At 64.7% G+C, this 25,145-nt stretch carries 21 protein-coding genes and 1 tRNA gene; 10 read left to right on the top strand and 12 right to left on the bottom strand.

The features are described from left to right. Positions 1-15 precede the first annotated feature (15 nt). Entirely contained in the window at positions 16-1,905 is a 1,890-nt protein-coding gene (locus ACTYOL_RS09545; protein ID WP_200603248.1) for a propionyl-CoA synthetase, read from the top strand. 30 nt (positions 1,906-1,935) lie between these two features. Here ACTYOL_RS09545 and zapE read toward each other — a convergent pair whose 3' ends face one another. After that, positions 1,936-3,012, bottom strand: a complete 1,077-nt coding sequence (zapE, locus tag ACTYOL_RS09550) for a cell division protein ZapE (protein ID WP_200603249.1) — start codon at positions 3,010-3,012, stop codon at positions 1,936-1,938. Positions 3,013-3,119: 107 nt separating this feature from the next. Next, complete coding sequence (locus ACTYOL_RS09555) at positions 3,120-3,362, bottom strand: hypothetical protein (RefSeq protein WP_054894725.1); 243 nt, start codon at positions 3,360-3,362, stop codon at positions 3,120-3,122. Between the two features lie 291 nt (positions 3,363-3,653). Here ACTYOL_RS09555 and ACTYOL_RS09560 point away from each other — a divergent pair. Next, positions 3,654-3,728 (top strand) — tRNA-Gln (locus tag ACTYOL_RS09560). A 98-nt stretch (positions 3,729-3,826) separates the two neighbouring features. Here ACTYOL_RS09560 and ACTYOL_RS09565 read toward each other — a convergent pair. The 3 genes from ACTYOL_RS09565 to ACTYOL_RS09575 are packed head-to-tail and all read right to left on the bottom strand — an operon-like array spanning position 3,827 to position 8,955. Then, a complete protein-coding gene (locus ACTYOL_RS09565; protein WP_125930317.1) occupies positions 3,827-6,214 on the bottom strand; it encodes a response regulator in 2,388 nt (795 codons plus the stop codon). Between the two features lie 11 nt (positions 6,215-6,225). Beyond that, positions 6,226-6,687 carry a response regulator gene (locus ACTYOL_RS09570; RefSeq protein ID WP_054894727.1) on the bottom strand — a complete coding sequence of 154 codons (462 nt, stop codon included), beginning with the start codon at positions 6,685-6,687 and terminating at the stop codon, positions 6,226-6,228. A gap of 24 nt (positions 6,688-6,711) precedes the next feature. Beyond that, positions 6,712-8,955 (bottom strand): ATP-binding protein, encoded by a 2,244-nt coding sequence (locus ACTYOL_RS09575; RefSeq protein WP_444757821.1) that lies wholly within the window; start codon positions 8,953-8,955, stop codon positions 6,712-6,714. A gap of 289 nt (positions 8,956-9,244) precedes the next feature. On the opposite strand from ACTYOL_RS09575, the gene ACTYOL_RS09580 reads away from it, so the two are divergent. From ACTYOL_RS09580 to ACTYOL_RS09610, 7 genes are all read left to right on the top strand, one after another. Further along, the gene (locus ACTYOL_RS09580; RefSeq protein WP_054894729.1) at positions 9,245-9,772 is read left to right on the top strand and encodes a Csu type fimbrial protein; all 528 of its coding nucleotides are present in this window, start codon (positions 9,245-9,247) and stop codon (positions 9,770-9,772) included. 33 nt (positions 9,773-9,805) lie between these two features. After that, on the top strand, positions 9,806-10,339 hold the full coding sequence (locus ACTYOL_RS09585; RefSeq protein ID WP_063544175.1) for a Csu type fimbrial protein: 534 nt from the start codon (positions 9,806-9,808) through the stop codon (positions 10,337-10,339). A gap of 17 nt (positions 10,340-10,356) precedes the next feature. Next, a complete protein-coding gene (locus ACTYOL_RS09590; RefSeq protein WP_054894731.1) occupies positions 10,357-10,890 on the top strand; it encodes a Csu type fimbrial protein in 534 nt (177 codons plus the stop codon). Between the two features lie 3 nt (positions 10,891-10,893). Then, positions 10,894-11,397, top strand: a complete 504-nt coding sequence (locus ACTYOL_RS09595; protein WP_197890252.1) for a Csu type fimbrial protein — start codon at positions 10,894-10,896, stop codon at positions 11,395-11,397. A gap of 51 nt (positions 11,398-11,448) precedes the next feature. After that, the gene (locus ACTYOL_RS09600; protein ID WP_054894733.1) at positions 11,449-12,228 is read left to right on the top strand and encodes a fimbrial biogenesis chaperone; all 780 of its coding nucleotides are present in this window, start codon (positions 11,449-11,451) and stop codon (positions 12,226-12,228) included. A 107-nt stretch (positions 12,229-12,335) separates the two neighbouring features. Then, a complete protein-coding gene (locus tag ACTYOL_RS09605; protein ID WP_444758139.1) occupies positions 12,336-14,633 on the top strand; it encodes a fimbria/pilus outer membrane usher protein in 2,298 nt (765 codons plus the stop codon). Continuing rightward, positions 14,630-15,601: a Csu type fimbrial protein gene (locus ACTYOL_RS09610; RefSeq protein ID WP_197890254.1), complete on the top strand. Its 972-nt coding sequence runs from the start codon at positions 14,630-14,632 to the stop codon at positions 15,599-15,601. The genes ACTYOL_RS09605 and ACTYOL_RS09610 overlap by 4 nt, the downstream gene beginning before the upstream one ends. A gap of 35 nt (positions 15,602-15,636) precedes the next feature. Here ACTYOL_RS09610 and ACTYOL_RS09615 read toward each other — a convergent pair whose 3' ends face one another. From ACTYOL_RS09615 to ACTYOL_RS09625, 3 genes are all read right to left on the bottom strand, one after another. Beyond that, positions 15,637-16,785 carry a M14 family metallopeptidase gene (locus ACTYOL_RS09615; protein WP_444757822.1) on the bottom strand — a complete coding sequence of 383 codons (1,149 nt, stop codon included), beginning with the start codon at positions 16,783-16,785 and terminating at the stop codon, positions 15,637-15,639. Between the two features lie 106 nt (positions 16,786-16,891). Beyond that, positions 16,892-17,407 carry a DUF4880 domain-containing protein gene (locus ACTYOL_RS09620; RefSeq protein WP_444757823.1) on the bottom strand — a complete coding sequence of 172 codons (516 nt, stop codon included), beginning with the start codon at positions 17,405-17,407 and terminating at the stop codon, positions 16,892-16,894. Positions 17,408-17,846: 439 nt separating this feature from the next. Then, positions 17,847-18,155 (bottom strand): DUF6124 family protein, encoded by a 309-nt coding sequence (locus ACTYOL_RS09625; RefSeq protein ID WP_444757824.1) that lies wholly within the window; start codon positions 18,153-18,155, stop codon positions 17,847-17,849. A gap of 130 nt (positions 18,156-18,285) precedes the next feature. On the opposite strand from ACTYOL_RS09625, the gene ACTYOL_RS09630 reads away from it, so the two are divergent. Continuing rightward, entirely contained in the window at positions 18,286-18,945 is a 660-nt protein-coding gene (locus tag ACTYOL_RS09630; protein ID WP_054894739.1) for a LexA family protein, read from the top strand. Positions 18,946-19,334: 389 nt separating this feature from the next. Here ACTYOL_RS09630 and ACTYOL_RS09635 read toward each other — a convergent pair whose 3' ends face one another. The 4 genes from ACTYOL_RS09635 to ACTYOL_RS09650 are packed head-to-tail and all read right to left on the bottom strand — an operon-like array spanning position 19,335 to position 24,893. Next, a complete protein-coding gene (locus tag ACTYOL_RS09635) occupies positions 19,335-21,290 on the bottom strand; it encodes an acetyl/propionyl/methylcrotonyl-CoA carboxylase subunit alpha (RefSeq protein ID WP_444757825.1) in 1,956 nt (651 codons plus the stop codon). Next, positions 21,287-22,099 carry a gamma-carboxygeranoyl-CoA hydratase gene (locus ACTYOL_RS09640; RefSeq protein ID WP_444757826.1) on the bottom strand — a complete coding sequence of 271 codons (813 nt, stop codon included), beginning with the start codon at positions 22,097-22,099 and terminating at the stop codon, positions 21,287-21,289. The genes ACTYOL_RS09635 and ACTYOL_RS09640 overlap by 4 nt, the downstream gene beginning before the upstream one ends. 3 nt (positions 22,100-22,102) lie before the next feature. Beyond that, on the bottom strand, positions 22,103-23,710 hold the full coding sequence (locus ACTYOL_RS09645; RefSeq protein WP_153772984.1) for a carboxyl transferase domain-containing protein: 1,608 nt from the start codon (positions 23,708-23,710) through the stop codon (positions 22,103-22,105). Positions 23,711-23,729: 19 nt separating this feature from the next. Beyond that, the gene (locus tag ACTYOL_RS09650) at positions 23,730-24,893 is read right to left on the bottom strand and encodes an isovaleryl-CoA dehydrogenase (protein WP_153772985.1); all 1,164 of its coding nucleotides are present in this window, start codon (positions 24,891-24,893) and stop codon (positions 23,730-23,732) included. Between the last annotated feature and the right edge of the window lie 252 nt (positions 24,894-25,145).

Here is a 25,145-nt window from a genome sequence, read left to right on the forward strand (position 1 = left end):
CCGGGTTGCGAACCAATGACCTATCAGCACAGCTACGCGCATTCCATCACCGATCCCGCCAGCTTCTGGCAAGCCCAGGCCGAGCAGCTCGCCTGGCACCGCAAACCCTCGCTCACCCTGCAGGACAACCCGGACGGCACCCACCGCTGGTTCGCTGACGGGCGCCTGAACAGCAGCTACCTGGCCCTGGACCATCAGATCGAGCAAGGCCGCGGCGAGCAGTTGGCGCTGATCTACGACTCGCCTGTGACCGGCACCGCGCAGACCTTCACCTACCTTCAATTGCGCGACGAGGTCGCGCGCCTGGCCGGTCTGCTGCGCGCGCTCGGCGTGGGCAAGGGTGATGGCGTGATCATCTACATGCCCATGGTGCCGCAGGCAGCCATGGCCATGCTGGCCTGCGCGCGGATCGGCGCGGTGCACTCGGTGGTGTTCGGCGGTTTTGCCGCCAACGAATTGGCCCTGCGTATCGACGATGCGCGTCCGACCCTGCTGCTCACCGCGTCCTGTGGCCTCGAGTTCGACAGGGTGATCGAATACAAGCCGTTGGTCGATCGCGCCCTGCAACTGGCCCGGCACCAGCCTGGGCATGTGCTGGTGCTGCAACGTCCCCAGGCCCGCGCGCAGCTGCAGCCTGGGCGCGACCTGGACTGGCAGGCGGCGGTGGCCGATGCCGAGCCGGTGGCGCCGGTCGAACTGGACGCAGGCGACCCGCTGTACATCATGTACACCTCCGGCACCACCGGGAAACCCAAGGGCATCGTGCGTGAGAATGGCGGCAATGCGGTCGCGCTGTGCTACGCCATGCGTCACGTCTACGGTATGCAGGCGGGCGATGTGTGGTGGGGGATTTCCGACGTGGGCTGGGTGGTCGGCCATTCGCTGATCGTCTACGGGCCGTTGATGAGCGGCTGCACCACGGTGTTCTACGAAGGCAAGCCGATTCGCACCCCGGATGCCTCGGCGTACTGGCGGGTGGTCGAGCAGTACAAGGTCAATGCACTGTTCTGCGCACCGACCGCCATGCGTGCGATCCGCAAGGAAGATCCGGATGGCGAACTGATCCGCCGTCATGATCTGGGTTCGCTGCGTCAGTTGTTCCTTGCCGGCGAGAAACTCGACTCCAGCACGCACCAGTGGCTGGAGCGGGTCAGTGGCAAACCTGTGCACGATCATTGGTGGCAGACCGAGACCGGCTGGCCGGTCACCGCGCCGTGCGTGGGGCTCGAGGGCAGCGCTGCACGCCCGGGTTCGAGCAATCGTGCAGTGCCGGGCTATCACGTGCAGGTGCTGGACGATGAGGGGCGCCCCTTGGGGCCGAACCAGCAGGGCGCCATCGTGATCGCCTTGCCGTTGCCGCCAGGTTGCAGCCAGACGCTCTGGGGCGACCACCCACGCTACCTGCAGGCCTACCTGCACAGCTATCCGGGCTATTACCACACCGGTGACGGCGGCTACCTGGACGATGACGGCTTCGTCTACATCATGGGGCGCACCGATGATGTGATCAACGTCTCCGGGCATCGGCTGTCTACCGGCGAGATGGAGGACCTGGTGGCGCAGCATCCTGCGGTGGCCGAGTGCGCGGTGATCGGCGTGCACGACGAGATCAAGGGCCAGGTACCGCTGGCGCTGGTGGTGCTCAAGGACGGGCAGGGCATTGCCGAACAGCAGTTGCAGGCCGAACTGGTGGCCAAGGTGCGCGAGCAGATCGGGGCGCTGGCTTGTTTCAATCGAGTGCGTCTGGTCAAGCGCCTGCCCAAGACACGCTCGGGCAAGATCCTGCGTGCGGTGCTGCGCAAGATTGCCGATGGCGTGGACTACGTGGCGCCGTCCACGCTGGATGACCCGGCGGTACTGCCTGAGATAGAGGGTGTGCTGGCGGACCTGCCGCGGGCGGGATAAGGCCGCGGTGTCACCGGCAGGCGCGGCCCATCAGGCCGCAGGCCCCATCTGCTGAAGTTGCCCCAGCCGGCTGCGGGTGCGCATCAGGTCGTTGATCGCCCCGCCCAGGCTTTGCTCCAGGCTGCGCTTGCCCAGCACCAGCAGTGATTTGTCCTGGTCGTACAACACATCGATCAGGTTGACGAAGCGCTGCTGCGCCGCCAGTGAACAGGCCGACAGATCATCCAGGCCATCGATGATCCAGTGGTCGAAACGTTCGGCCAGGGCCAGGTAGTCGATGACCGCGGTGGGCTGTTCGCACAAGTCGTCGAAGGCGAACATCACCTGTCGCTCATGGCTGTGCAGCGCGCGCAGCGGACGGCGATTCACCTCCAGCGTGAGTGCCTGCGCGGCGGGCACGGCAAGGATCTGGCGCTGCGTGGCATCGGCTGGCCAGACATAGTGGCCCTGGGTGAAGCGCTGTTGCTCGCGGTTGGCCGGCAGGCTGCGAAAATCGGTGTCGCCGCCGACCTCCAGCACCTGCATGCGGCTGTTGATCAGGCGTATCACCGGCAGGAAGCGCTCGTGATACAGCGGGTTGGGCAGCAGCCCTTCCGGGGCGTAGTTGGACGTTACCAGCAAGAACACACCCCGCTCGAACAGTGCACCGAACAAGCGGGTGAGCAGCATTGCATCGCCAATGTCGTGAACGTGGAACTCGTCGAAGCACAGCACCTGGCAATCGCCGAGCAACGCATCCAGGGTGGCCCCCAGCGCATCGTCCAGGGCGCGGTGGCGGTGCATGCCTTCGTGCAGGCGGGCGAAGAAATCATGAAAGTGCAGGCGGCGTTTCGCTGTGGTCGGCACGGCCTGGAAGAACCCGTCGAGCAGCCAGCTCTTGCCTCGACCGACCGAGCCATGCAGGTACAGGCTGCGCGCCTGGCCCTGTTCGAGGGCGGCCAGTTGCGTGGCCATGGCCTCGATCACCCGGTGTTGGCCTTCGCTCAGGGTATAGCCGCGTTCGCCGGCCTTGCCCTGGAAGTGCGTCAGCAGCGTAGTGTCGATTGGGGGGCAGGTACGCAGGCGCTGGCCGAGGTGGCGCAGGGGGTTTTGAATCCAGGCGGACAAGGCGACGGCTCCGAATGACGAGGGCAGACGCAGCTTGCGCGAGCCTGCGTCGTTTGACCAGTCGAGAATGTGCGCCACAGTGATCGCATGGCGCGATAGGTCGCCGATCAGGCCTTGCGCTCCAGCTGCCGTTCGATCATGAACTTGACGGCCAGGCGCTTTTCCTTGAGGTGGCGCAGGTCTTCGTCCACAAAGTTGCCCGCTGAAATCGACTCGGCAGCCAGCACCTGGTTGTCGAGGTCCATGTAGTCGTCCAGCAGGCGATCCAGTGTCTTGTCCTGCTGACGTCGCTGTTGAACGATTTCGCGTGGGTAGTGCAGGTCCTGATACAGGTCGTGTGAAACTGGCATGGCGCCCTCCTTGTGATGCGCAAGCGGTGGTTACTTGCTTGGAATGGGTAAAGGCGCATGCGTTGAAGCGAGGCGGAAAAAAACCGACAGACGGTTGCCTGTGCCAACCCTTTCAAGGGCGAGTGGCGCCCAAGGCAACGGGTGTGGTTGGATCACCTTCGAGTAGAGGACACTAACTTGCTGTTTTCCGGCAATTTTTTTCAACTCGGGGGTTCCCAGCCGAAAAGAATGTTGGTAAAGTGCGGCCCATTCCAGCACAGCAACACACGTAGCTGTCAGCGAATTCGATACAGGGGCGTCGCCAAGCGGTAAGGCAGCAGGTTTTGATCCTGCCATGCGTTGGTTCGAATCCAGCCGCCCCTGCCATTATTTCCAAGCATTCTCAAGCGTCCAGCCTGCAAGTCAGCCTGGCGATTTTTTGTGTCTGCTCGTCAGGTGGCGCGCGCATGGCGCGCCATCCTGGCTTACTCCGCTCCCCCCAGCAAATCGTTCAGTGCCCGGGTCAGGTCTTCGGCTTGCACGGGCTTCTGCATGACCAGGCTGCCGGGCAACTCCAGCCCTTCCAGTTCGGCGTAGCCAGTGAGAAACACCACGGGCAGGCGAGGGTAGCGCTCGCGTGCAGCATGGGCCAACTGGGCGCCATTGAACTCGGGCATGGCGAAGTCGGTGAGCAGCAAATCGATGCGTTCGTCGAGCAAGGCCAAGGCCTGCTCGCCACTGTGGGCCTGGCGTACCTGGTAGCCGTGCAGGCGCAGCACGTCACCGATCATGTCGCGGACCAGGTGATCGTCATCCACCAGCAGCACCACTCGGTCGTGACCGTTGAGCGATGCACCTTGCGGCACTGCGAGCGTCTGCGGCTCATCAAGGTCGACTTGCTTGACCGCCGGCAGGTAGACGCTGACCTGGGTACCGAGCCCGGGTGCCGTGTCGATGTGCACGCCGCCGCCTGACTGCTTAGCGAAGCCGAACACCTGAGCCAGGCCCAGGCCCGAGCCCTTGCCGATATCCTTGGTGGTGAAGAACGGTTCGAAGACCCGAGCCACCACTTCTTCACTCATGCCGCACCCGGTGTCGCGGATCGACAGCATCACGTACTCGCCAGGCTCGGGGTCTTCCGGGCGCTGGGCGAGGGCCTCGATGCGTATGTTGCGGGTCGACAGGGTCAACTGGCCGCCGGTTGGCATGGCGTCGCGGGCGTTGATCGCCAGGTTGAGGATGATCATCTCGGTCTGGGTCGGGTCGGTCAGGGCCTGCCACAGGCTGCTGTCCAGATCCAGGCGCACCGAGATATTGCCGCCCAGGGTGCGCCGCAGCAGTTCCTCAAGGCCGGCCAGGGTGTGGTTGAGGTGCAGCGGCACGGGTTCCAGGCGCTGGCGGCGCGAGAACGCCAGTAACTGCGAGGTAAGCTTGGCCCCGCGCTCGCCGGCTTCGCGCACATGCTTCAGGCGGCTGCGCGCCTTGGCCAGGTCGCCTTTGTCGAGGTCGCGCTCGACGAAGCTGGTGCCGGTGAGGATCACGGTCAACAGGTTATTGAAGTCATGGGCCACGCCCGCAGTGAGTTGGCCCACCGCTTCCAGGCGTTGCATCTGCTGCAGGGCCGCTTCGATGCGTTCGCGCTCGATGATCTGGTCACGCAGTCGGCGGTTGGCCTCGGCCAACCCCAGCGCCGATTCGCGCTCGCTGCTGATGTCACGGGCGACCACGTACAACAGCGTGTCTTCCGGCACCACCACCCAGGACAGCCAGCGCTGCTGCCCGCCGGCATGCTGGATACGGCCGATGAAACGGGCGCTGGTGCGGCCATGGGCGAGGGCGGCCAGCTCTTCGAGAAAAGCCTCCTGCTCGGCTTCGGGCAACAGGTGCAGCAGCGACGTCTGGCTCAGGCGTTCGCGGCTGATGCCCAGTACAGCCTCCCAGGCCGGGTTCAGTGCCACTGGCGTCAGGTCCTTGTTCAGCACCGCGAGCAAGTCCTGCGAAAGCTCCCAGGCACGGTCGCGCTCGCGGGTGCGGCGCTCGACCCGTTCGCCGAGCATTTCATTGAGCTGCTTGAGCGCCTGGGTGGCCAGGCGTTGCTGGTGTATGTCCTGCAGCACACCAGAAAAACGCACGCAGCGGCCATCGACAAACTGTGCCTGCCCGGTGGACAGCAGCCAGTGCGGTTCCAGGTTGCCGGGAGCGGCGATGCGGAATTCGGCGCGGTAGTGGCCGTCGCTGTCTGGCTGCATCGCCAGTTCCACGGCTTGGCTGACATGGGGCCGATCTTCGGGATGAATGCCGGCGTAGAACACCTCCAGACTCATCTCCGCGTCGGCTGGCAGACCGAACAGGGCCTTGCAACGGTTGTCCCAGAGCAGCAGGTCTTCCTGCGGGCGGTAGTCCCAGGTGCCCATGCCGGCGGCGTCGATGGCAATGCGCGCACGTGCCTCGACATCGGCCAGCGCTTCCTCGGCACGGCGCCGCCGCTGGCGCTCCTGCACCTCGGTCAGGGCTCGGCGCACGGCCTTGGGCAGCAGCGGCAGGTTTTTCTTCAGTACATAGTCGGTGGCGCCCAGGCGGATCATCTCCACCGCGTGCTCTTCACCGTAGATGCCGGACAGGAAGATGAAGGGCACGTCCGGTGCCAGGCGCTGGGCGATGGCCAGCACATCGGTGCCGGAGGAACCGGGCAGGACGCAGTCGCAGAGAATCAGGTCGTAGCTGCCCTCAAGCAGCGCGTGCTCCACCCCGGCATGGTCGAACACCAGGTGCGACTGGACCTGAAAACCACTGCGCTCCAGGCGCAACAGGCTCAGCTCGGCATCCATCGAACTGTCTTCGACCATCAGCAGTTTCAGCGAAGTGGCTTGCATCGTCGGCGCCTTCAGTTGCTGCCACGCCGGTTCAGGCGCAGCGAGCCGGGCGGTGGTTCGTTGAGCACGGCCCAGAACACCCCGAGCTCGGAAATGGCGGCGACGAACTCCTTGAACTCCACCGGCTTGACCACGTACGCGTTGACACCCAGCTCATAGGCGCGCAGCAAGTCGGGTTCTTCACGCGAGGAGGTCAGCATGACGGTGGGAATGCTGCGCAGTTCTGGCGTGGCGCGCACCTCCTTGAGCACTTCCAGGCCGTCGACTTTTGGCAATTTGAGGTCGAGCAGCAGCACCGCCGGATTGCCGTCGTCGCGTGTCGCGTAGGCGTTACGCCGCAGCAGGTAGTCGAGGGCATCGGCGCCATCGCGCAGGACAATGACTTCGTTGGCCAACTGGCTGCGTTCCAGGGCCAGGAGCGTCAGCTCCAGGTCCCGGGGGTTGTCTTCGACCAGCAGGATCGGTTTGAGCATGATGAGTACGGTTACCTCAGGTATTCAACGGATGACAGGCAGGGCGAAATGGAAGGTGGCACCCTTGTCGACCTCCCCCTCGGCCCAGACTTCACCATCGTGCCGCTCGATGATGCGGCGCACGCTGGCAAGTCCGATGCCGGTGCCTTCGAAGTCTTCCATGCGGTGCAGACGCTGGAAGACGCCGAAGAGCTTGCTGGCGTAGGTCATGTCGAAGCCCACGCCGTTGTCGCGCACGAAGATCTCGATTCGGTCTGCGTGCTCGTGTGCACCGATCTCGATGCGTGCAGGCTCGCGCCCGCGGGTGTATTTGATCGCGTTGGCGATCAGGTTCTGCAGCACCAGATTGATGAAGGCAGGATCGGCGATCACCTTGGGCAGGCGCGCGATCTCCCAGACAATCTCGCGGCCGCTGTAATCCGGGGCGAATTCCAGGCGGATGTTGTCGACCAGCGCATTGAGGTCGACATCCGAAAGACGCAGGGCCGAGCGGCCCATCTGCGAGAAATTGAGCAGGTTGTCCACCAGTGTGCCGGCGAAATGCGCGGCCTCGCCGATGTGCTTGAGGAAACGCTGGCCGCGTTCGGACAGACCTTCGCCCTCGACTTCGCTGAGCAGTTCGGAGTAGCCGGCAATGTGCCGCAGTGGGGCGCGCAGATCGTGGGAGACGCTGTAGGAGAAGGCCTCGAGCTCTTTGTTCGAGCGCTGCAGTTCACCGCTCAGTTGCGCCAGTTCCTCGGCCTTGCGCAGCACGATGCCCAGCACAGCGGTGCGCAGTTCGGCCACGCCATCGATGACCAACGGGTCCCAGGCGGCGCAGAAGCCGCTGACCTCTTCCTGCCAGCTGTCGAAGCTGTGCCGTGGGCTGAGGTTGCCCTGGGCGCTGACCTCCTTGAGCGGTTGGCCGGCCCAGTTGACCGTGCGCACCTGCTCGGGGCGGAACCACAGCAAATAGTGCGAATGAATCTGGGAGATGGCCACCGCCAGCACGCCGCCAGCGTGTTCGGCCAGGGCGGGCAGCTCGGGGATGTCGCGGCCCAGGTTGTCGCTGCTGAACACGCCATCGTCACCGCGTCTGGACAGCCATTGCACCAGTTCATTGACCAGCGCTTCGGGCGGCGCGTGGCCGATCAGGTCGCAACGTTCGGCGCTGATGATTGCGGCACCGCTGGCGCCGACGAAATCCAGCAGCACATCGGGCAGGCTGAGCAGCCCGTCGCTGACGCTGTCGTAGTCGGCCATGGCCGAAAGCATGTGCACGATACGTTGGCGCAAGTCGAGCAGGGTGCGGGTCGCGCTGTGTGCCTCGTGGGCCTCGATCTGCAGCGACAGTACGCTGCCCAGCAGTTCGCAGGCGGCGCGGGTGCGGAAATCCAGGGCGCGCGGCTGTTGGTGGTGGCAGGACACCAGCCCCCAGAGCTCGCCATCGACCATGATCGACACCGACATCGACGCCAGCGTGCCCATGTTGCGCATGTACTGCAGGTGCACGGGCGAGACGCTGCGCAGGGCCGCGAAGCTCATGTCCAGAGGCTTGCCGGTGCGAGGGTTGTGGCTGGGAATCAAGGGCGAGGCCTGGTAGTTGGCATCTTCGATCAGGCGGATACGGTTGATCTTGTACAGTTCGCGAGCCTGGCGCGGAATGTCCGAGGCAGGGAAGCACAGGCCCAGGTAGCTTGGATAGCCGGGATCGGCCGCTTCGGCCAGCACTTGGCCGTTGCCCTCGGCATCGAAGCGGTAGGCCTTGACCCGACCGAAACCGGTGATGCGCTTGATCTGCACCACCGACTGCTGGAGCAGTTCCTCGATGCTCGTGGCCTGGTGCAGGCTGCTGACGAAGGCGCGCACCAGCGGATAGTAGTCGTCGTGCTCACCCAGGGCGGCGGCCGGGCGACAGGGCTCGAACTCGGCAATCAGTACCTGGTCGTGGCGGTGGGCCAGCAGGCGCAGATTATCGGTACAGGGCGCACCTTCACGCAGTTTCACGTCGCCGATGTGGAAGGGAAAGATTTCGTCTTCGGGCAGGCGCGCGAACTTGCGACGGGCATCGAAACCCTGATCCATCAGCTCGGGCAGGGTGCAGCCGATCAGCGCCGGGGTGGGGATGCCAAGCCAGCGCTGGGCGTTCTCGCTGGCCTGCAGGATACGCAGGTCCTGTTCGTCGAGTACCAGCAGAAAGCCGTGGGGCCGGATGCTGCCTGGAATCTGGATCGGCTCCTGGGCGCAGCGTTCCACGGCTTGATCGAAGGCGTTCTGGGCGGTGGTCAAGAAAAGCTCTCCCGTCGTGGCCGCAAGCGGTGGCCATAGGCGTCTGGCACAGGTCGTGCACTGTGCAAGGTATCAGAAAGTCAGCGTGTTCGCCGGGGTTATGGCCATTTGAGGGCTATTGCTCGGGGAGGTTCTACGTGAGTTTGAAATTTGTATAAGTTCCCCACCGCAGGCCCTAGGGCGAGGCTTGGCCGAGGGCTGAGGAGTCGAGAAATTTCCCACGCGCTAGCAGGATCCAATCCTACTGCTACGCTCAGAACAGCACAGGGAACACTGGAAGGGATATTCGGTGACGGAGCGCTTGCTGGCCTCGCTGTTGGGCCTGTTGTTGAGTGGTAGTGCCGTAGCGGCGGATTTTCTCGTCGAAGTGCGGGTCCAGGTGCAGCGAGGCTGCATGCTGGTGAACCAACCGCGCGACGCGGGTGCGCAGGCCCTGGGTCGAATCGACCTGGGCAGTGCCGCGCGCCTGGACGGCCCTGATGCGCCACTGAGCGGCGTACTGCTTGCCCAACGCCCGCCACGCCTGGAATGCAATCCCGATACGCCGTATCAGGTCAGGGTCGATGGCGGCCAGCATGGCGGGGTGGGCGAGGTGCGTTATCTGGGCGGCAATGATCGGCAACTGCGCCCAATCCCTTATCGTCTCTATCGCGACGCTGCCTGGCGTGAGCCGCTGGCCGTAGACGTCGCACAATCGGCGCGGGTGCCGGACAGCGGCTCGGTGGAACTCCCGCTGTATGCCCGCATCGACCGTCTGGCCTGGGTACCGAAAGCCGGTCTGTATACCGACCTGCTGAAAGTCACGGTCACCTGGTAGGGAGCGGATCCACATGCACAAGGACGCGCCGACATGAACCGTACCTCATTGCTGCTGCTGACCCTCGGGCCTTTGTTGCTGCCCGGCACCTCGGCGCATGGCAGCACCACCGGGTTCATCCAGGCACGGCTGGTGATCAGCAGCGCCTGCCAGATCAGCAGCGACCAGCAACCGGCCACCCTTGGCAATCCCGGACTGATGGATTTCGGCGCACAGGGGCCGACCTGGGACGGGCCGTTGCGCACCCGTGTCGACGAGGCGGGCGGGCAGGGCAGCCTGCAGATCAGTTGCACGCCTCAGGTGCGTGCGTTCAGCGTGCGCATCGACGAAGGCCTCAATGGCGGTGGCGGCGTACGCCAACTGAGCAATGGCCGTGAGCTGATCCCTTATCAACTGGCCGTCGACCCTGGTGGCAACAGCCGCTATGGCATCGGCCAGGCCCGCACCTTCACCATCCAAGGCACCGAGCAGGTGCCCGTCCCGATCTACGGTGTGGTGGTTGCGCAGCCGCGCGCGCTGCCGGCCGGGCTGTACCGCGACACCCTTCGAGTAACCCTGGACTGGTAACACGCAAGGAGATTCCCATGGCAAGCACATCGATCCGCTGCATCCTCACCGCCCTGGGTCTTGCCCTGGCGGCCCAGGCCCAGGCGGCCACCGTGACCGGGACGATCAACTCGACCCTGACGTTGATCTCGGCCTGCCAGGTCAATGGCAGCGCCGGCACCTCCGGGCTCAATTTCGGTAGCCTGAACTTCGGCACCCAGGATGCTCTGTTCACCACTGCCAATGGCCAGGTGCTCGGTGGCGGCGGCGGGGCCATGAGCATTCTCTGCTCGGCTGGCACCGTGCCGGCGATTCGTGTGCGGGCCGGTGCCCACGACGGAGCATCCAGCGGCGGGACGCGCGCGTTGGCCGATGGCGCTGGCAACTTCGTGCCGTACGACTTCTACACCGACACCGGTCGTACGCAACTGCTGGCCATCGACGGCACCATCACCCTGCCGACCAGCACGGGTGTCGCCCAGACCGTCAATCTGTACGGTCAGGCGCGCGGCAAGGCGGGCCTGCCGGCCGGGGTGTACACCGACACGGTCGCGGTCGAGCTGACCTTCTGACCCATGCGCGGTTGGCCCCACGCACTGCTGGCGGGCCTGTGGCTGGTGTGGACGTCGCCCTCGACGGCAGCGACCACCAGTACCTTCCAGGTCAGCGCGCAGATCACCGCAGGCTGCCTGGTGGTCGGCGGCGTGAGCGCCTACGGCGTACTCGATTTCGGCACCCAGTCGGCGCTGTCCACCGCCACCCTGAGCACCGCGCTGGGCGGCACCACGGTGACCTTTCAATGTACGCCGGGCGTGACCCTGAGCATGAGCCTCGATGGCGGGCAGAACAGTGCCAGCGGCACGCGCAATCTCAAGCGCAGTGGCGGCACGCAGTTGGTGGCCTACCAGCTGTTTCGCGATGCGGCGTTGAGCCTGGCCCTGACCATCGGTACCAGCGTGCCGGTGAGCTATAGCGATCCGACGGCGATCAAGTTGCCGGTGTATGGCCGCATCCAGTTGCCCGGCAATGTGCCGGCGGGGACTTACACCGATGTAGTGCAAGTGACAGTGACCTGGTGACGGTGATCCGCACGTTCAGGCACGGCTATCGACAAGACAGAGGAGAGCGGCATGGGGGCAGGGGCGAACACGGCGCGGAACATCATCATCGGGGCATTGCTGCTGGCCAGCCTGCCGGTGGCAGCAGCGACGTCGGTGCTGATCTGGCCGATCGATCCGGTGCTCGAGGCCGACCAGAAGGCCGGCGCGCTATGGCTGGAGAACCGCGGTAGCGCGCCGGCCAGCCTGCAAGTGCGGGTGTTCGCCTGGCGTCAGGGCGATTATCAGGAGCAGTTCCAGGCGCAGCGCGAGATCATCGGCAGCCCCCCTGTGGCCAATATTCCGCCAGGTCAGAAGCAACTGATCCGGCTGACCCGCACGGGTACCTCGCCGGTGGGCCAGGAGCAAGCCTACCGGATCATCATCGACGAGATCCCCTCGCCAACTCCGCCCGATAGCAATACCGAAGGGCCGAAGGCAGCCATTCGCCTGCAGATGCGCTATTCGGTCCCGCTGTTCGTGTATGGCGAAGGCCTGTGGGGCAAGCCCGACCCCGAGGGCAAGCGTAGCGCCGAAGGTGTCGGCAAGCCTCAATTGAGCTGGCGTGCAGTGACGGTACAGGGCAAGCCGTATGTCGAGCTGCGCAACACCGGGCCGGTGCATGCGCGCCTCACCGATGTGGTGCTGCAGCAAGGGGGCCAGCAGAAACCGCTGGTCGAGGGTTTGCTGGGTTATGTGCTGCCGGGGGCCAGCATGCGCTGGCCGGCACCGGCCGCACTGGGCGCAAGCAGCGTGCTGAAGGGACGGGTCAATGGCCAGGAGGTGGCTCAGGCCATCAGCCAAGGGCAGTGACCTGCAAACGCGGGTAGTGGAGGGGCCAGGGAGGACCCGCCGATGGTTGGAAACCGTGTGTGAGTGGCTGGCGGCGAGCGGCGCGCCGATGGTGGCTGGGTCTAGCGATGCTCGGGCCGGTGTTTGGCGTGGCCGGCGATCTGCCGCCACCCCCGGCAGAGAGCACGGCAATTGCCGATGCCACCCTGTACCTGGATCTGTTGGTGAACCAGGTGCCCAAGGCTGAGCTGGTGCCGGTGCAGCAGCGCGCTGGGCGACTGTATGTGGCCAGCGATGCGCTGCGTGCGGCGGGCATCCTGGTGCCGGGCGATCCTCAAGGCGAGGTGGCGCTGGAGAGTATCGCCGGCCTGCACGTGGACTACGACAGCCAAAACCAGCGCCTGCTGCTGCAGGTGCCGCCGGCCTGGCTGCCCGACCAGCAGTTCGGCGGGCGCAACCTGTACCCGGCCAGCGATGCGCGCAGCAGTTTCGGTGCCTTGCTCAACTACGATCTGTACCTGAACGACACCGATGATGCCGGCACCTATCTTGCCGCCTGGAACGAGCTGCGGGTGTTCGACAGTTGGGGCACCTTCTCCACCACCGGGCAGTGGCGCGAATCGTTCAACGGCGCGCCCAACAATCAGAGCCGCGAAGGTTTCCTGCGCTACGACACCACCTGGCGTTTCACCGACGAGCAGCGCCTGTTGACCTACGAGGCAGGCGATCTGGTCACCAGCGCCTTGCCCTGGAGCAGCTCGGTGCGGGTCGGCGGCTTGCAGGTGTCCCGCGACTTCGCCGCCCGCCCGGATCTGGTCACCTATCCGCTGCCGGCCTTTGCGGGCGAGGCGGCGGTACCCACTTCGCTGGACCTGTTCATCAACGGCTACAAGACCAGCACCACCGATCTGCAACCTGGGCCCTACACCCTCACCAACGTGCCGTTCATCAACGGTGCTGGCGAAGCCGTGGTGGTGACCACCGATGCGCTCGGGCGCCAGGTCTCGACGACCTTGCCGTTCTACGTGACCAGCAGCTTGCTGGCCGAGGGGCTGTCGGACTTTTCGGTGGCTGCCGGCAGCCTGCGTCGCGACTATGCCGTGAAGGATTTCGGCTACGGGCCGGCGGTTGCCTCGGCGAGCCTGCGCCATGGTGTGTCCGACTACTTCACCCTCGAGACCCATGCCGAAACGGCCGAGTCGATGATGCTCGGTGGCCTGGGGGGCAACCTGCGCCTGGGAACCTTCGGTGTGCTCAACGCCGCCGTGGCGCAGAGTCGTTTCGAGGGCGACACCGGGCAGCAGGTGGCCTTGGGTTACCAGTACAACAGCCGGCGTATCGGCTTCAATTACCAGCGGATCGAGCGGCATGGCGACTACGCCGACCTGACGTTGGTCGACAACCCCTACACCCGCCTGAGCACCCGTAGCGAGCAGGCGACCGTCAGCCTGAACCTGGATCGCTACGGCAGCGTCGGTGCTGGCTATTTCGACGTACGCGCAGGGGATGGCTCGCGCACGCGGCTGATCAACCTGAGCTGGAGCAAGCCGTTGTGGCGCAACAGCAGCCTGTACCTGTCGGCCAACCGCGATGTCGGTGACAGCCAGTGGGCGGTGCAGGCGCAGCTGGTGGTCCCGTTCGACACCCATGGCACCCTGGCCTTCAGCGCCGAGCGCAGCAAGGACGGCCAGGACCTGCAGCGGGTCAACTACAGCCGCGCAGTGCCGGTGGGTGGCGGTGTGGGGTACAACCTTGGCTATGCCAATGGTGGTGATCGCGGCGCCTATCGGCAGGCCGATGTCACCTGGCGCCTGCAATCCGTGCAGTTGCAGGCGGGGGTCTACGGCAGCAGCGACGAGATGACGCGCTGGGCCGATGCCAGCGGCTCGCTGGTGCTGATGGACTCGGGCATGTTCGCCGCCAACCGTATCGATGATGCTTTCGTGGTCGTCAGCACCAGTGGCTACGCCGATGTGCCGGTGCGCTACGAAAACCAGGTGGTCGGTCGCACCGACCGCAATGGCCGCCTGTTGGTGCCTTACAGCAGCGGCTACTACCGCGGCAAGTACGAAATCGACCCCATGGAGCTGCCGGCCGATGTGATGGCATCGACGGTCGAGCAACGCGTCGCGGTGCGTCGGGGCAGTGGTTATCTGCTGGAATTCCCGCTCAAGCGGGTGCTGGCCGCGAGCATCGTGCTGGTCGATGCCAGCCAGCAGGAGCTCAAGCTGGGCAGTCGGGTGAGGGACACCCAGAGCGGCAGCGAGGCCGTGGTGGGCTGGGATGGGCTGGTCTACCTGGAGAACCTCTCGGCGCACAATCGCTTGCAGGTGGACGTTGCCGATGGCGGACAGTGCCAGGTCGAATTCGACCTGCCTGAGGGGGAGGGGCCGATTCCACTGATCGGCCCACTGGTGTGCCGATGAAAGCCCTGGGCAGGGTTGTGCTGGGGGTCGGCCTGTGTGCCGTTTGCGCTCAGGCGTGGTCGGCCTGTTCGCTGGGGGCCACTGTACCGGCGTCCTTCGGCACGATCAATTCGACGCTGGTGCGCACCACGGTGCAACCGGCTTCGACCACCAATGCCGGGCTGTCGTGCACCGGTTCGTTGTTGTCGCTGTTGACCAGCAACGACCATTTCTACGCCACCATCACCTCCACCCGCACGGGGATGGTCGGGCCAACTGGCGACGTCATCCCTTATACGATCTACGCCAACAACACCACCAACTTTCCGATCAGCCGCGGCACCCGTTTCGATTTCGCGCCCAACGGCATCATCGACGCCCTGGGGCTGCTCAACGGGACCTCGCCCAAGTCGGTGCCGCTGTACCTGCGCACCGTGGTCGGTGCCAACGTTGCGGCAGGCGTCTACACCGAGACCCTGTCGATCTTCTGGGACTGGAACTATTGCTCAGGCATCGGTCTGGGCAATATCTGCCTGGGGCGGGACATCGGCAGCGGCACGCAGACCTTGACAGTGACACTGACCGTCAGCAACGACTGCCAGATCACCACCCCCAACATCAGTTTCGCCAGTGCGCCGGTGGTGGCCGGGTTCGCGACGGTGAACCAGAGCATCAACATCGCCTGTACCAAGGGCAGCAACTATACGGTTGGTCTGGACGATGGGCAGAATGTGTCGGCCGGGCGTCGGCGGATGAAGTCCACGGCGAACAACTACCTGGCGTACGACATCTTCAAGAGCGCCGGCACCGTGCGCTGGGGATCGGTGGGCGCGGCCCGGCGCGCGAGCAGCGACGCCAACGTCAACCCTGGCGCCGGCACAGGTACCGGCAGCCAGGTGTTCAACTACAACGCCAAGGTCTACACCGACCAGGCGACGCCGCCTGCGGCGACCTACACAGACAGCGTGATTCTCGATGTGCAGTTCTGAGGTGCCCGGCGGGCAAGCCTGCGCGGTGCAGGCGATCAGCGCAGGTCCTTGACCATCCTTTCCAGCGTTTCCAGCACCGCGCCTGCCAGTGCCTTGGAGCGTGCGCCAGACCAGCCGCAGCGGGCATCGGGGTTGTCGTCGTGGTCCTTGAACGGCATTTCCAAGGTCAGCGACAGGCAGTCGTAGGTCTGCCCGACCGCATTGCAGGCCAGCGTCATGTTCGCTTGGCCAGGCTGGTCGCGGGTGTAGCCGTGCACGGTCTGGAAGTCCTTGGTCACGCTGCACAGGGTGCTGCGAAACTGCTCCTCCAGCCTGGCGATGCGCGGTGTGTAGCCCGGGTTGCCTTCGCAGGCCGCGGTGAACACATGGGGGATTTCCTCGTCGCCGTGCACATCGATGAAGGCATCGACGCCCTGCAGTTTCATCTGGCTCTGGGCGAAGAACACTTCCGGGCTCAGCTCGACGCTCGCATCCTGCCAGGCGCGGTTGAGGTCCTTGCCCTTGAAGTTGGTGCGCAGGTGGCCGAGAAAGGCGCCATCAGGGTTCATGTTGGGAATCAGGTACAGGTCAGCTTCGGCAAGCAGACGCTGGAGCGTCGCATCGTTGCCTTCGAGACGGTCGATCACGCCTTCCATGAACCACTCGGCCATGTGCTCGCCGGGGTGCTGCTGGGCGATCAGCCACAGCTTGCGCTTTGCGCCTGCGCCTTTGCTGGCGCGCAGCAGAGGAATGTCGCGGCCCTGGACGCTACGTCCACTGGCCAGCAACTCGACGCCGGGAATCTTCAGCGCGCGCTCGATCAACTGGTTGTGGCGTGCGCGCGGATAGGGCTCGAAGTAGGCGAACCAGGCCTCTGGCTGCTCGGCCGTGAAATCGAACGCCAGGGCTTTGCCGTCGAAGCTGCTGGGGACGCGGAACCAGTTCTGCTGGTCGTACGACGCCACGGCATGGTAGCCGTCCCAAGCGTTCTTGTAGGAGGACTCATGGGCGTTGTCGAGGCTGAAGCGGTGGGTCTGCCCCAGCGTCAGGCCGCTCACCTTGAAATGGAACCACTGGAAGTGGCTGCTATTGGTGTCGGGACGGATGGCCAGGCGCACCAGGCGCGGGTCACTGGCATCCAGTACCTGGATATTGCCGGAATCGAAATCGCAGTCGATCTGCAGTGGGGACAGCGTCACGGTCATTGCCAGACTCCTGTGGCTTTGTTGTGACGCTACTGTAGCTCAACGACAGGTGGGGTGTCTGTGCTGGGCCCTCACGCAACAAGCCCTCGCGCGCAGCGCTGGCGTATCAGCCGAGCAGGCCGAAGGCGATCAATGCGACAACGCCCAGGCCGACGGCGATCGAACACCCACCCATCGAGAGTGCTGCGCGGCCATTGCGATATCCGCCATCCTGGCCCAACTGGCGGGCTGGAGCCAGCAGGCTGCGCCAGCGCAATTCGGTCTGCTCGAAGGCCTGCAGATGCTCTGGTGCGGCGTCCAGCCAGCGACGGAAGTCGATGCGTTCGCAGGTGGTCGCTTCCGGGCTTTGCAGGCGTACGTACCATTGCCCGGCAATGCTGGCCAGCGGTTCGCCACGCGGTAATGCGCTTTGCAGGGCCTGGAAGAGATGGCGCTCGACGGTCAGCAGGGGCAGGTCGAGACGGGCAGCAATGTCAGCGATGCCGAGCTGGTCGAGGCGGCTGAGCAGAAACACCTGCTGAACCCGGCGCGGCAAGCGCTTCAGGCCATGCAGCAGCGCGTCTTCGGTAGGTGTATGGGCGACTTGCGGGCCATGCTCGAGGGGCAGCAGCAGACGGGTCATGGACGGCTCCTTGCGCGAGAAGAGGGGAGAGGGGGCATCCTCCCTGATGCGCAGGCAGCTTAATCTTAACGAGATTGATTCTCAAGTGCTGTTTGCGCAAAACGCTGTAACACGCATTCACGAATTGACACACCTTTGCTATCATCGCGGCCATTAAACGCGGTAACCCTTCTTCATTAGCCTGAAGAGCCAAAAAAAATGACCCGGCAAAAAGCCGGGTCAAAAACCGTGATTAGCCTGATGAGGAGATAATCTGAGCGCCCGACCTGAGGGCTTCAGGTTATCCAGCGGGTCTCGCGACCTGCTGAGTGCAATAATAATCGTTATCATTTGCAAGTCAAATGATTTTTCTGTCCTCCAGAAAAATAATTTCCTGTGCGCTTCCTCTGTCCGGCAACCGGGCAATGTTCGTTACCCGGCCATCACGTACTCCCGTCTCTCATAGTCCCTGTGGCGCATGCCGTTGCTCCAGCATCCCGCGGGCCATGTTCACCATATGCATCAGTGCGAACAGCACCTCTCGGGTCGTGCCCTGTTGGTGGCTGCCGGTTTGCTGTGCCGTGGCGGCTGCGCAGCGCAATAAGGCCAGAGCGTGCGCGTTGGCCTGCTCTGGGGAGACCTCGTCGCGCAGCCGCCAGGGCACGCTGTCGATGCTGGTGTGCGGGGGTGTTGGGTTGAGGTAGTAGTCGAGCGCGCGACGCGCAGCTTCGCCGTCCAAATCCTTTTCTGGATGTGTCATCGGTTTCATCCTGTTACCTGTTGAGCGTGATAGGGAAATCAGTACACTCGAATACTAATACGAAAAGTACTCATGACTATCAGATTAATAATACAATATGTGTATTGAGCGCTGATGGGCAGTCCGTATCGTGCGGGCGATGGAAAAATGGATCGCGCTGGTCAAGCAAAGGATGCGAGAGCTGGGGCTTTCGCAGGAGCAACTCGCCGAACGCGTTGGGGTGACCCAGGGCGGTGTGGGCCATTGGCTGCGCGGCACTCGCCAGCCGAAGGTGGGCATGATGAACCAGGTCTTGCAGGCCCTGGGCATGGCGCACCTGCATGTTTCGCTGCGCATGGTACGCATTGACCAACTGGCCGAGCGCAATGGCACCTATGCGGTCGAGGCAGGCGGGGATGATGACGACCTGCAGCAGTACATCATGTGCTTCCGCTACCCCGTGCTGGCCTGGACCGAGCTGGACGGGCCATGGCCAGAAGACTCCATCGTCTATGAGCAGACCGACTATGCGGCGCTGGGCAAGGCCTTCTGGTTGCCGGTCGAAGGCGACCTGATGAGCGCAGCGACCGGCCCCAGCGTGCCCGAGCAGATGCTGGTGCTGGTGGATCCGGGCGTGCCGGCGGCGCCAGGCAAGCTGGTGATCGCCAGGCAGAAGGGCACCTCGGCGATGTTCCGGCAACTGGTCGAGGATGGCGGGCAGCGGTACCTCAAACCGTTGAACCCGACCTACCCGAAGCTGCTGTGCGGCGAGGATTTCGAAGTGCTGGGCGTGGTGGTGAGGTCGCACGGGCGGCATTGACCCCGCCCGGTGTTCCTGCAGGGGCGGCACACGGCCTACAAAGGTTCAAAATCGGCCAGTCTCCTGTGGGAACGGGTTTACCCGCGAAAAAGACACCGCGCTGCCTGGCACGGGCTACGCCCGTGTTCGCGGGTAAACCCGCTCCCACAGTGGATTGGGCTGACCTTTGGATTTTGAACAAGACAGTCGCCCCTACAAGAGCTTCGCAACTTCTGAATACTGCGGTGTTGTCTGTGGGAGCGGGCTTGTCCCGCGATCACCGGCGTAGCCGGTGCCATGCAGCGCGGCGTCTGCTTCGGGGGACAAGTCGCCGCGGCGAACCGCCGCTTTCACAAGGGATTGGGCTGACCTTTGGATTTTGAACAAGACAGTTTGCCCCTGCAGGGCCCTCAGCGCTCCTCCAGTTCCACCAGCACCGTCCCTTCGCTGACCATATCGCCCTCCTGGCAGAACAGCGCCTTCACTGTCCCCGCCTGCGGTGCACGAATACTGTGCTCCATCTTCATCGCCTCCAGCACTACCAGCGCTGTTCCGGCTTCCACCGTCTGGCCCGCTTCGACCAGCACGCGCACGATGCTGCCGTTCATGGGCGCGCCCAGACCGCCCTGATGGCTTTGGCTGGCCTCGGCGGCGGCAATCGGATCGAACGCCATGACCGCGTGCAGTTCGCCCGCCCATTGCAGGTACAGCACCCCTTCGCGACGAATGGCCAGGTAGCGCCGACGCAGGCCATCCTGATCCTGCACCAAGTGCTCGCCGAGCAGTTGGAATGCCGAGGGCGCGCTGTTCTGCAGCGCCACGGCCTGGTCCTGACCGTCGCATGAAAGATGCAGGCTGCTGCGAGCCGGCAGGCCCAGGCGCAAGCCATTGTTGTGGGCCCAGGGCGAGTCACCGTCGTCTGCGCGCCGCCGTGGTGAGCCGCTCTGCAGCCAGGCTTCGGCAGCGGCTTGCCAGAACATCGCCGGGCGCTCGCCCGTGGCGGGCAGCAGCACCTCGTGATGACGACCAATGAAGCCGGTGTCCAGTTCGGCGGCGGCGAAGGCCGGATGGGCGAGGATGCGCCGCAGGAAGGCAATATTGGTTTTCAAGCCGCCGATGGCGAACTCGTCGAGCATGGCCAGCAGGCGCAAACGCGCCTGTTCGCGATCCTGCCCCCAGGCGATCAGCTTGCCCAGCATCGGGTCGTAGAACGGCGAGATCACATCGCCCTCGCTGACCCCGCTGTCGACCCGACGCCCTTCGCCTGGCGCCGATTCGCGGTACAGCGTCAGGGTGCCGGTGGCCGGCAGGAAGTCATTGGCCGGATCTTCCGCATACAGCCGCACCTCGATGGCATGGCCGATCAGCGGCACCTGCTCCTGGGTGATCGGCAATGCCTCGCCGCACGCTACCCGGATCTGCCAGGCCACCAGGTCCAGCCCGGTGATCGCCTCGGTGACCGGGTGTTCGACCTGCAGGCGGGTGTTCATTTCCATGAAGAAGAACTCGCCGCGGGCATCGAGCAGGAACTCCACCGTGCCCGCACCGACATAACCGATCGCCTGGGCTGCGCGCACCGCAGCCTCGCCCATGGCTTGGCGCAGTTGCGCCGACAAGCCTGGAGCCGGTGCCTCTTCGACAACCTTCTGGTGGCGACGCTGGATCGAGCAGTCGCGTTCGTTGAGATACAGGCAGTGGCCATGTTGGTCGGCGAACACCTGGATTTCCACGTGCCGAGGCTTGAGCACGTACTTTTCCACCAGCATCCGCGCATCGCCGAACGACGACTGCGCCTCGCGCTGTGCCGAGGCCAGGGCGTCGGCCAGCTCGCTCTCCTGTTCGACCACCTTCATGCCCTTGCCGCCCCCGCCTGCACTGGCCTTGAGCAGCACCGGATAACCAATGCGCTCGGCAGCGGCGCGGAAGGTCTCCAGGTCCTGGGCATCACCATGGTAGCCGGGCACCAGCGGCACCCCGGCTGCTTCCATCAGGGCCTTGGCCGCCGACTTGCTGCCCATGGCATCGATGGCGCTGGCCGGTGGGCCGAGGAAGATCAGCCCGGCCTGCTCGATGGCGCGGGCAAAGCCTGCGTTCTCGGAAAGAAAACCGTAGCCGGGATGGATCGCCTGTGCGCCACTGGCCTTGGCTGCAGCGATCAGCTTGTCGATCACCAGGTAGCTGTCGGCGGCCTTGGTGCCGCCCAGGTCGACGCGGATATCGGCCTCGCGGCTGTGCCGGGCGTCACGGTCGGTGGCGCTGTGCACCGCGACGGTGGTCAGGCCCATGGCCTTGGCGGTGCGCATCACCCGGCAGGCGATCTCGCCGCGGTTGGCGACCAGCAGGGTGGTCAGCGTGGGGTGGCTCATGGGCGAGGTTCCTTGTCGACGGGCTGCCAGGCGGGGCGGCGTTTTTCCAGGAAGGCGCTCAGGCCCTCCTGGCCTTCGGGGCTGACGCGAATGCGGGCGATGGCGTTCTCGGTGTAGCGACGCAGGGCAGGGCTCAGCTCGCCATCGTCCACCTCGCGCAGCAACTCCTTGGTGGCACGCAGGGCCTGCGGGCTGTTGAGCAGCAGGTTGTCGACCCAGGCCTGGACCTGAGTCTCCAGTTCGCTGGCTGGGTACACCTCAGCCAACAGACCCAGTTCGCGGGCGCGCGCACCGCTGAAGCGCTCGGCGGTCAGGGCATAGCGGCGTGCGGCGCGCTCACCGATGGCCTTGACCACGAATGGACTGATCACCGCCGGTGCCAGGCCGATGCGTACCTCCGAAAGACATAGCTGTGCATCCTCGGTGCCGATGGCCATGTCGCAACAACTGATCAGGCCCAGCGCACCGCCGAATGCGGCGCCCTGGACCACTGCCAGGGTCGGCGCCTTCAGGCGATGCAGCGCGTACATCAGCTCGCCCAGTTCATGGGCGTCGTCCAGGTTGGTATTGAAATCCAGCTGCGCCGACTGCTGCATCCAGGCCAGGTCGGCACCGGCGCTGAAGTGCCGGCCACGGCCACGCAGCAGCACGAAGCGCAGGCTGGTGTCTTCGCCCAGTCGGTCGATGGCAACGATCAACTCGCGAATCATCTGGGCGTTGAAGGCGTTGTTCTTGTCTTCCCGGCTCAGCCACAGGGTGGCGAAGCCGCGAGGGTCCTTTATCACTTCGAGGGTGGCAAAATCGCTCATGGGTCACATCCGGAAAATGCCGAAGCGGCTCTGTTCGATCGGGGCGTTCAGCGCGGCGGACAAGGCAAGGCCCAGCACTTCACGGGTTTGCGCCGGATCGATGACGCCGTCATCCCACAGCCGGGCGCTGGAGTAGTAGGGGTGGCCCTGCCGTTCGTACTGGTCGAGGATCGGCTGCTTGAGCTGCTTCTCGTCATCGGCGCTGAACACTTCGCCACTGCGTTCACTCTGCTCGCGCTTGACCTGGGCCAGCACGCCGGCGGCCTGTTCGGCGCCCATCACGCCGATCCGCGCGTTGGGCCACATCCACAAGAAGCGCGGATCGTAGGCGCGCCCGCACATGCCGTAGTTGCCAGCACCGAAGCTGCCGCCGATGATCACCGTGAACTTCGGCACCTGGGCGCAGGCTACCGCAGTCACCAGCTTGGCGCCGTGCTTGGCGATGCCGCCTTCCTCGTATTTCTTGCCGACCATGAACCCTGTGATGTTCTGCAGGAACAGCAGCGGGATGCCGCGCTGGCAGGCCAGTTCGATGAAGTGCGCGCCTTTTTGCGCGGCTTCGGCGAAGAGGATGCCGTTGTTGGCCAGGATCGCCACCGGATAGCCGTGCAGGTGAGCGAAACCGCACACCAGGGTGGTGCCGAACAGGGCCTTGAATTCATCGAACACCGAACCGTCGACCAGCCGCGCGATCACCTCGCGCACGTCGAACGGTTGCTTGGCGTCAGCCGGGACCACGCCATACAGCTCTTCTGCGCCATACAACGGAGCAACCGGCGCCTGGCATTGCAGCTTGCCCAGCTTGTGCCAGTTGAGGTTGGCGACGCTGCGCCGGGCGATGGCCAGGGCGTGTTCATCGTTATCGGCATAGTGGTCGGCCACACCGCTGGTGCGGCAATGCACGTCGGCGCCGCCCAGCTCTTCGGCGCTCACCACCTCGCCGGTGGCGGCCTTCACCAGCGGCGGGCCGGCGAGGAAGATGGTCGCCTGCTGGCGCACCATGATCGCTTCGTCGGCCATAGCCGGCACATAGGCGCCACCTGCGGTGCACGAGCCCATCACCACGGCGATCTGCGGGATCCCCAGGGCGCTCATGTTGGCCTGGTTGAAGAAGATCCGCCCGAAGTGCTCGCGGTCGGGGAACACCTCGTCCTGGCGCGGCAGGTTGGCGCCGCCGGAGTCGACCAGGTAGATGCACGGCAGGCGGTTCTGCAGGGCGATGGTCTGCGCGCGCAGGTGTTTCTTCACGGTCAGCGGGTAGTAGGAGCCGCCTTTGACCGTGGCGTCGTTGGCCACGATCATGCACTCGACCCCTTCGACGCGGCCGATGCCGGCGATCACGCCTGCTGCCGGCACGTCTTCGCCATACACCTCATGGGCGGCGAGCTGGCCGATCTCGAGAAACGCCGAGCCCGGGTCGAGCAGGCGGTCGATGCGCTCGCGTGGCAGCAGCTTGCCACGCGAAGTGTGGCGCTGCTGGGCCTTGGGCCCGCCGCCCTGGCTGACCTGGGCCAGCAGGGTGCGCAGGGCATCGACCTGTTCGAGCATGGCCGCGCTGTTGCTGGCGAACTCCGCCGAGCGCGGGTTGATCTGGGTGTGCAAGGTAGCCATGGACGCCAGTTCCTTGTGCTCAGCGGGTTTCGTTGAACAATTCGCGGCCGATCAGCATCCGGCGGATTTCGCTGGTGCCGGCACCGATCTCGTAGAGCTTGGCATCGCGCAGCAGGCGCCCGGCCGGGAACTCGTTGATGTAGCCGTTGCCGCCGAGGATCTGGATCGCTTCCAGGGCCATCTGCGTGGCGCGCTCGGCGGTGTAGAGGATCACCCCGGCGGCGTCCTTGCGCGTGGTCTCGCCACGGTCGCAGGCCTGGGCTACGGCATAGAGGTAGGCGCGGCTGGCGTTGAGCTGGGTGTACATGTCGGCGATCTTGCCCTGGATCAGCTGGAACTCGCCGATGCTCTGGCCGAACTGCTTGCGATCGTGGATGTAGGGCACCACGAGGTCCATGCAGCTCTGCATGATGCCGGTCGGTCCGCCCGAGAGCACCACGCGCTCGTAGTCCAGGCCGCTCATCAGCACGCGCACACCGCCGTTGAGCTGGCCGAGGATGTTTTCTTCCGGCACTTCGACGCCATCGAAGAACAGCTCGCAGGTGTTGGAGCCACGCATGCCCAGCTTGTCGAACTTGTTGCTGCGCGAGAAGCCCTTCCAGTCACGTTCGACGATGAATGCGGTGATGCCGTGCGGGCCCTTGTCCAGGTCGGTCTTGGCGTAGATCACGTAGGTGTTGGCGTCGGGGCCGTTGGTGATCCAGGTCTTGCTGCCGTTGAGTACATAGTGGTCGCCGCGTTTCTCGGCACGCAGTTTCATCGACACCACGTCGGAGCCGGCATTGGGCTCGCTCATGGCCAGGGCGCCGATGTGCTCGCCGCTGATCAGCTTGGGCAGGTACTTGAGCTTCTGCTCATGAGTGCCGTTGCGGTTGATCTGATTGACGCAGAGGTTGGAATGGGCGCCGTAGGACAGTGCCACCGAGGCCGAGGCACGGCTGATCTCTTCCATCGACACCACATGGGCCAGGTAGCCCAGGCCCGCGCCGCCGTACTCCTCGGAAACAGTGATACCCAGCAGACCCATGTCGCCGAACTTGCGCCACATGTCGGCGGGGAACAGGTTGTCGTGGTCGATCTGCGCCGCGCGCGGGGCGAGTTCGGCGGCAGCGAAGGTGCGCACCTGGTCGCGAAGCATGTCGATGGTCTCGCCCAGGGCGAAGTTCAGGCTGGGGTAATGCATGGGGGCACCTTGTTGTTCTTGAAATTCGAGGTACTGCAACGACCCTGTGGGAGCGGGCTTGCCCGCGATGCCCGTCAGAACGGCCAGCGATGTTGTCTGGTCCGGCCTCATCGCGGGCAAGCCCGCTCCCACAGGGTCGGTGCTCGTGGTTGACGTTAACGTAAACCTGCCTTTTCGGGCTGTCAATTGGATCATCACCTTTACGTAAACGTAAATGTGCGCCACAGTACCCTTCGCTTGCTTCAGTCATGC

This window comes from Pseudomonas sp. A014 (genome assembly GCF_052378495.1).
In the GTDB taxonomy this organism is placed as follows: domain Bacteria; phylum Pseudomonadota; class Gammaproteobacteria; order Pseudomonadales; family Pseudomonadaceae; genus Aquipseudomonas; species Aquipseudomonas machongensis.